Raw genomic sequence first — 7,471 nt, 5'->3', positions numbered from 1 at the left:
TCGACCTGGAGGCGGGTGTTGACCTCGAGGAAGGAGATGGTGCCATCGGCGGCGACCAGGAACTCACAGGTCCCGGCGCCGACGTAGCCGGCCTCGCGCAAGATGGCCTTGGAGGACTCATAGAGGCGTTTGTTCTGCTCCTCGGACAGGAACGGTGCGGGGGCTTCCTCGACCAGTTTCTGGTGGCGGCGCTGCAGCGAGCAGTCCCGCGTGGAGACGACCACCACGTTGCCGTGGGTATCGGCCAGGCACTGGGTCTCGACGTGGCGGGGCTTGTCGAGGAACTTCTCCACCAGACACTCACCCCGCCCGAACGCACCCACGGCCTCACGGACCGCGGATTCGTACAGGTCGGGGATCTCCTCCAGGGTGCGGGCGACCTTCAGGCCGCGGCCGCCGCCCCCGAAGACGGCCTTGATCGCGACCGGCAGGCCGTACTCCTGGGCGAAGGAGACGATCTCGGTGGCGTCCTTGACCGGGTCCTTGAGACCCGGCGCCAACGGCGCACCGGCCTTCAACGCGATCTGCTTGGCCTTGGCCTTGTCCCCCAACGCGTCGATCGCTTCGGGCGAGGGCCCGATCCAGGTCAGACCCGCCTCGATCACCGCGGTGGCGAAGTCGGCGTTCTCGGCCAGGAACCCGTACCCGGGGTGGACCGAGTCCGCCCCCGACTTCGCGGCGACCTCGAGGATCTTCTCGATCGAGAGGTACGACTCCGCCGGGGTCGCTCCACCCAACGAGTAGGACTCATCAGCCAGCCGCACGAACAGCGCGTCACGGTCGGGGTCCGCATAGATCGCGACCGAGCCGATCCCGGCGTCCTTGCACGCACGGATCACTCGAACAGCGATCTCACCACGGTTGGCGATCAGGACCTTTGTCAGTGGCTTGCTCAACGAGAACTCCTCCATCGTGAATGCATGGACATGCTAGGGGAGGCCTTCCCGCCCAGAATCCGGCCGCCCGTCGTAACGATTGTCACACCTCGGTGAGCTGAGCGAGCGAAGAGGTTACTCGGCGGTACACCGCGTCGTCGACGAGCACGCCCGCATGCCGCAGTGCCAGCACGGCCGCTCCGGCCAGGCCGTCGGTGGCGACGACAGCCCCGGGAGCGACCCGGGCGGCGAACTCGGGCTGCCGGGCCAGGACGCTCCCGGCCGCGACCAACGGTCCCTCGACATCAGGCGTACGCACCGCCGCCAGCGTCTCCCTCAGTCCCGCAGCCGCCTGGTCGAGGATGCCCGCGGCGACCTCGTCGCCGGCAGCCGCCGCGGTGAAGACGAGCGAGGCGAAGTCGGCCAGCCGGAGCGGCGGCATCGCGTAGAGCGCCGCCGTCGCCGCGACGAGCGTCCCGGTCCGTCCTCCTTGTGGCCGTTCGTCCCGGGTGATGCCGAGTCGGTCCAGCAGCAGCCCGGTCAGCAGCGTGGCGGCGCCGCGCCCGTCGAGCGGCGCCAGCCCGGCACGTACGACCTCCCGGCCGAGCCAGAAGCCCGAGCCGACGTCCCCGAGCAGCCAGCCCAGTCCGTCCGAGATCCCGGCGAGCCGTCCGTCCTCGACCCGCACCGCCGACGCCCCCGTGCCAGAGAGCAGCACATAGCCGTCTGGCGCCGCCGTCCCCGAGAAGTACGCAGCCAGCACATCGAAGTCGAAGACCGGCTCGACCGCCACCAGGTCGGAGAGAGCAGCGACGATCGCGGCGCGGTGGCCGGCGCCGCCCGCCCCTGCCACCGCGAGGGCCGCGCCGGCGAGCCGACCGGCATTTGCGGAGGTCACGGCCTGGGTGACCGCGTCCCTGATCGCCGTCGTGGCAGCGTCGATTCCGGCGGAGGTCGGGTTGCCGCTGCCGGCCTTTCCGATGCCCCCGCAATGTCCGTCGGAGGAGACGACGACGGCGCGAGTGCTGGTGCCTCCCGCGTCGAGTCCCAGATAGTTGTCATTCATTGACACCGTTTCGTAACAGAAAACCATTGCCAGGCGTACTCTCTCCAAATAGTTTTCGAGCGCAGGCCTCGACATACGGTCGCGGCCGGAGTTTGCTAGGTGGGTGGACTAATTGACCAGAGACGTGTTCGGAGCCTTCGATGAGCAGGTTCGCACACGCCTGTCCGAGCTGCAGTCGATGGCGCAATCCGGTGGCCTCGACGAGGCGGTCGAGGCGATGGTCGGCAGCATCCGCAACGGCGGTGTGCTGCAGGCGTTCGGCACCGGCCACTCGCAGGCGTTCGCGATGGAGATCGCCGGGCGGGCCGGTGGTCTGATCCCCACCCATGCCATCGCTCTGCGCGACACGGTCCTCAAAGGTGACCGGCCGGCGAGCGACCTCGAGGGCGGTCTCCTCGAACGTGACACCAACATCGCCAACGAGCTCTGGGAGCTCCACGAGTTCCACCCCGAGGACGTCTTTCTGATCGCGTCCAACTCCGGTGTCAACGGCTCCATCGTCGGCATCGCGCTGCGCGCGAAGGAGGAGGGCCACACGGTGATCGCGGTGACCAGCCTCGAGCACACCAACGCGGTCACCCCCAAGCACCCCAGCGGCAAGCGCCTGGCCGAGATCGCCGACGTGGTGATCGACAACCTGGCTCCGTTCGGCGACGCCACGGTGCCCGTTAGCGCCTCCGGCGCCGACGCCCCTGAGGGTTCCGGCGTCATGGCCGGTGCCGTCTCCTCCATCACGGCGGCCTACATCGCCCAGCTCCTGACCCTCGCCACCGCCGCGAGGATCGAGGAGACAGGCGAGACCCCGCCCCTCTACCTCTCCGCCAACATCCCGGGTGGCGATGAGCACAACGATGCGTTGAAGGCTCGCTACGGCGAACGCATCGGAAGCATGGCCTGAAACACCCGTAAAAGAAGAAGTAACGAGGAATCCACCCGAAAGAAGGCAGCACGATGTCCCAGCAGCTTCACCGGCTCGATCGCCGGACTCTTCTGCGCGGCACCCTCGCCGGCGCGGCGCTCGTGTCGTTCTCTGGAGCGCTCGCCGCGTGTGGCGCGCCCGGTAGCGACTCCGACAACTCCGGCGGTGGCACCAAGTCCGCGTCCAACCCGTTCGGTATGCCCGAGGACGGCACCGTCGACGCGGTGATCTTCGACGGTGGCTACGGCTACGACTACGTCGAGTTCGCCGCAGGTGTGGTCGCCAAGGAGTTCGCGGACGCCGACCTCAAGGTCAGCGCGACCACCAAGATCGCCACGGAGCTGCAGCCGCGCTTCGTCGGCGGAACGCCCCCGGACCTGATCGACAACTCGGGTGCGGACCTGATCGGCTTCAGCTCGATCGCCGCCCAGCTCGAGGAGCTCGACGATGTCTTCGAGGCCGAGAGCTACGAGGGTGTCAAGATCGAGGAGACCCTCTACCCGAACGTGAAGAACCCCGGCACCTACAGCGACCGGTTCGTGGCGATCAACTACGTCATGACCCTCTACGGCGTGTGGTACTCCAACTCGCTCTTCCAGGAGAACGGCTGGACCGCGCCGAAGACCTGGGACGAGGCGCTCGACCTCGGTGCCAAGGCCAAGGCCAAGAAGAAGTACCTCTGGGTCTGGGGCAAGGAGGCGGCGACCTACTACCGCACCCTGGTCATCGACTCGGCGGCCAAGGAGGGCGGCGACGAGGTACGCCTCGCGCTGGAGAACCTCGAGAAGGGCGCCTGGTCCCACCCGGTCATCCAGGGCATCCTGGAGAAGCTCGGCGAGATGGTGAGCCAGGACATGTTCGTCCCCGGCGGTGCCGGCACCCAGTTCACCGCCGCGCAGGCCAAGTGGTCCAACGACCAGCAGGCGCTCCTCTACCCGAGCGGCGGCTGGATCGAGAACGAGATGAAGGACGCCACCAAGGAAGGCTTCGAGATGACCGGCATCCCGGAGTTCGTCCTCAGCGACAGCCCGTCGCTGCCGTACGAGGCAGTTCGTGCCGCGGCCGGTGAGGCGTTCATCGTGCCGAGCAAGGCGAAGAACCCGGCCGGCGGCAAGGAGATCCTCCGCGCCATGCTGTCGAAGGAGGCCGCGACCAACTTCGCCAAGACGAAGCTCGCGCCGACCATCGTCAAGGACACCATCCCTGCCGACGGGTTCGGCTCCGCGGCACTGAAGTCGCAGAGCGCGATGCTCGACGCCGCTGGTGAGAACACCTTCAACTTCCAGTTCTACGACTACTACGGCACCAACGCCGACGAGCTCGTCGTGTGGAACTCGTTCCTCTCCGGTGACCTCGACGTCAAGGGCCTGACCACCGCAGTCCAGGGCATCTTCGACAAGGTTGCCGACGACTCATCGATCGAGAAGCTCAAGGTTTCCTGACACCATGCCGGACCCATCAACCACGATGGCCCAGACGGTCGGCGGCCCCTCCGAGGAGAATCCTTGGGGGGCCGCCCCCGGCCGGCGCCGCCGCAAGCTCACCCTCGACCGGGCACTGTTCATGACGGTCTTCCTCGGCCTACCGGTCGCGGTCTTCGTCATCTTCGTCGTGGTCCCGATCGGGCAGGCCCTCTTCTACTCGCTCACCGACTGGACCGGCTTCTCTCCGGTCATGAACTTCGTCGGCCTGGACAACTACGCCAAGCTGCTCGACGACGAGACCTTCCTCAAGGCGCTGCGCAACAACGTACTGCTCACGATCGTGGTGCCGTTCGTGACTCTGGTCGCGGCGCTGGCGATCGCGGTGGTCGTGACCACCGCCGGTCCCAGCACCGGTCAGGTCCGCGGTCTGAACGGGTCCGGCTTCTACCGGGTCGTCTCGTTCTTCCCGTACGCCGTCCCGGCCGTCGTCATCGGTCTGCTCTGGGCGCAGGTCTACGACCCGGCCGCCGGACTGCTGAACGGCGTGCTCACCGGTATCGGCCTCGACGGGTTCCAGGACTACGCCTGGCTCGGGGAGGTGCGTGCGGCGATGCCTGCTTCGATGTTCGTGATCATCTGGGCCAGCATCGGCTTCTACACCGTGCTCTTCGTGGCCGCCATCAAGGGCGTACCCGCGGAGATCTACGAGGCTGCCCGCATCGACGGTGCCGGCCGCTTCCGCACCGCCATCTCGATCACGCTCCCCTCGATCCGTGACAACGTGCAGACGGCCTACATCTATCTGGGGATCCTCACCCTCGATGCGTACGTCTTCATGGCGGCGCTCGCCCCTGGCGGCGGCCCTGCCAACAGCACGCTGACGATGAGCCAGCACCTGATGAACACCGCCTTCAAGAAGAGCCAGTTCGGCTACGCCACCTCGATGGGCGTGGTGCTCGCCCTGGTCACGCTGCTCTTCGCCGCCCTGGTCTTCGTCGTCTTCCACTTCGCTGGCGGACGGGACAAGAAGGGAGACGTACGCTGATGAGCGCCGTCACTCTGGACAAGCCTGTCGCTACCCGATCCGAAGGCGGGCGACGTACGCCCGGTGACGCACTGGTCGCCGGCACCTCGCACACGATGCTGATCATCTGGTCGGTCATCGTCATCGTGCCTTTCTGCTGGGTGGTGCTCTCCTCGTTCAAGACGTCGAAGGAGATCCTGTCCTCGCCGTTCTCCCTGCCTGCGACGTGGAACTTCGACAACTACGTCAGCGCCTGGACCAAGGCCGGTATCGGGACGTACTTCTTCAACACCGTCATCGTCGTCGGCACCGCTCTGGTGCTGGTGATGCTGCTGGGGGCGATGTGCGCCTATGTGCTGGCGCGGTTCGAGTTCTTCGGCCGCAGGGTCATCTACTACTCGATGCTGGCTGGGCTGACCTTCCCGGTCTTCCTGGTCATCGTGCCGCTGTTCTTCGTGCTCCAGGGCATCGGACTGCTCAACACGCTGCCCGGGCTGACCCTGACGTACGTCGCCTACGCGCTGCCGTTCACCGTCTTCTTCCTCTACGCCTTCTTCAAGACGCTGCCCGACGACGTCTACGAGGCCGCGATGATGGACGGTGCGGGTGAGTGGCGCACGTTCTTCCAGATCATGCTGCCGATGGCCGCACCCGGGATGGCCGGGGTGGCGATCTTCAACTTCCTCGGGCTGTGGAACCAGTTCCTGCTCCCGGTGGCGCTCAACACCGACCGGGACAACTACGTGCTCACCCAGGGCATGGCGTCGTTCTCCTCCCAGGCGGGTTACAACGTCGACTTCGGTGCGCTCTTCGCCGGGGTGGTGCTGACTGTGCTTCCGGTGCTGGTCGTATACCTGATCTTCCAGCGGAGGATCGCTGGGACGGTCTCGACGGGCACGTTCCGCTGAGCCCGATCTGACCCAGATGTGATGCGGGTCTCGCGCCCCAGGTTAATAAGCGCTAACCTGGGGCGCGTGACCTCCTTTCTCCAGCCCGAGCACGAAGAGTTGCGTGCTGTCGTCCGTGACTTCGCCCAGAAGGAGATCGCGCCCCATGCCTCGCAGTGGGACCGCGACCATCACTTCCCCGTCGACGTGGTCCACAAGATGGGTGAGCTGGGCCTGTTCGGCCTGACCGCCCCCGAGGCGTACGGCGGGGGCGAGGGTGACCTCGTCGCGCTCTGCGTCGCGATCGAGGAGCTCGGCCGCGTCGACCAGTCGATCGGGATCACGCTCGAGGCCGCCGTCGGTCTGGGCATCAACCCGATCCTCACCTACGGCACCGACGAGCAGAAGGAGCGCTGGCTCCCCGACCTCGTCGCGGGCAAGAAGCTGGCCGGGTTCGGGCTGACGGAGCCGGGTGCCGGCTCCGACGCCGGCGCGACCGCCACCAAGGCCGTCCTCGACGGCGAGGAGTGGGTCGTCGACGGCGCCAAGCAGTTCATCACCAACTCCGGCTCCTCGATCACTTCGGTCGTCACCGTCACCGCCCGCACCGGGACCCGCGACAACGGCAAGCCCGAGATCAGCACCATCATGATCCCCTCGGGCACGCCCGGGTTCACCGCCGAGAAGGCGTACGACAAGCTCGGCTGGCACGCCTCCGACACCCACCCGCTCTCCTTCGACGGCGCCCGGGTTCCGGCCGACCACCTCCTCGGTGAGCGCGGCCGCGGCTACGCCCAGTTCCTGGCCACCCTCGACGACGGCCGCGTCGCGATCGCCGCGCTCGCCGTCGGCTGCATCCAGGCCTGCCTCGACATGGCGCTCGAGTACGCGGGGGAGCGGCAGACCTTCGGTGGCCCGATCGGCCGCAAGCAGGGCGTCGCCTTCCAGATCGCCGACCTCGAGGTCATGCTCCGGGCCTCGCGCCTGCTGACGTACGAGGCCGCGGCGATGAAATCCGGGCTCGACTCGGGAGCCGTGACGATGAAGGAGTTCAAGCAGGCGGCTGCCGCCGCCAAGCTGTACGCCACCGAGTCGGCCGTCACCGCGACCCGCATCGCCACCCAGGTCTTCGGCGGCTACGGATTCATGGAGGAGTATCCGGTGGCTCGGTTCTACCGCGACGCGAAGATCCTGGAGATCGGCGAGGGCACCTCCGAGGTGCAGCGCATGCTGCTCGCCAGAGGTCTCGGCCTCCCCGTCGAGTAGGCGCGAATCT

The 7,471-nt window shown here is 67.2% G+C and carries 7 protein-coding genes; 5 read left to right on the top strand and 2 right to left on the bottom strand.

Annotated features, from left to right (window positions below; all coding sequences use genetic code 11):
- A partial coding sequence (locus ABZU72_RS22985; protein WP_355021115.1) for a biotin carboxylase N-terminal domain-containing protein occupies window positions 1-911 on the bottom strand: 911 nt, incomplete at its 3' end.
- Window positions 912-978: 67 nt separating this feature from the next.
- Entirely contained in the window at window positions 979-1,941 is a 963-nt protein-coding gene (locus ABZU72_RS22980) for a BadF/BadG/BcrA/BcrD ATPase family protein (protein ID WP_355021114.1), read from the bottom strand.
- Window positions 1,942-2,053: 112 nt separating this feature from the next.
- Here ABZU72_RS22980 and ABZU72_RS22975 point away from each other — a divergent pair, with 112 nt between their 5' ends.
- From ABZU72_RS22975 to ABZU72_RS22955, 5 genes are all read left to right on the top strand, one after another.
- On the top strand, window positions 2,054-2,839 hold the full coding sequence (locus ABZU72_RS22975) for an SIS domain-containing protein (RefSeq protein WP_355021113.1): 786 nt from the start codon (window positions 2,054-2,056) through the stop codon (window positions 2,837-2,839).
- Window positions 2,840-2,892: 53 nt separating this feature from the next.
- Complete coding sequence (ngcE, locus tag ABZU72_RS22970) at window positions 2,893-4,302, top strand: N-acetylglucosamine/diacetylchitobiose ABC transporter substrate-binding protein (RefSeq protein WP_355021112.1); 1,410 nt, start codon at window positions 2,893-2,895, stop codon at window positions 4,300-4,302.
- Between the two features lie 4 nt (window positions 4,303-4,306).
- Complete coding sequence (locus ABZU72_RS22965) at window positions 4,307-5,329, top strand: sugar ABC transporter permease (RefSeq protein WP_355021111.1); 1,023 nt, start codon at window positions 4,307-4,309, stop codon at window positions 5,327-5,329.
- On the top strand, window positions 5,329-6,216 hold the full coding sequence (locus ABZU72_RS22960; protein ID WP_355021110.1) for a carbohydrate ABC transporter permease: 888 nt from the start codon (window positions 5,329-5,331) through the stop codon (window positions 6,214-6,216). Before ABZU72_RS22965 ends, ABZU72_RS22960 begins: the two co-directional genes overlap by 1 nt.
- Window positions 6,217-6,282: 66 nt before the next feature.
- Window positions 6,283-7,461, top strand: coding sequence for an acyl-CoA dehydrogenase family protein (locus ABZU72_RS22955; protein ID WP_355021109.1), 1,179 nt, complete (start codon window positions 6,283-6,285; stop codon window positions 7,459-7,461).
- The last annotated feature ends 10 nt before the right edge of the window (window positions 7,462-7,471 follow it).

Origin of the sequence: Nocardioides sp. NPDC004968 (genome assembly GCF_040608935.1) — a bacterium.
Lineage (GTDB): Bacteria > Actinomycetota > Actinomycetes > Propionibacteriales > Nocardioidaceae > Nocardioides.
This window is presented reverse-complemented; position numbering and strand designations above follow the sequence as displayed.

What these genes read in the sequence shown, in the direction of transcription:
- ABZU72_RS22960 (WP_355021110.1), top strand. Translation starts at nt 5,329, where the DNA reads ATGAGCGCCGTCACTCTGGACAAGCCTGTCGCTACCCGATCCGAAGGC.
- ngcE (WP_355021112.1), top strand. Translation starts at nt 2,893, where the DNA reads ATGTCCCAGCAGCTTCACCGGCTCGATCGCCGGACTCTTCTGCGCGGC.
- ABZU72_RS22965 (WP_355021111.1), top strand. Translation starts at nt 4,307, where the DNA reads ATGCCGGACCCATCAACCACGATGGCCCAGACGGTCGGCGGCCCCTCC.
- ABZU72_RS22980 (WP_355021114.1), bottom strand. Translation starts at nt 1,941, where the DNA reads ATGAATGACAACTATCTGGGACTCGACGCGGGAGGCACCAGCACTCGC.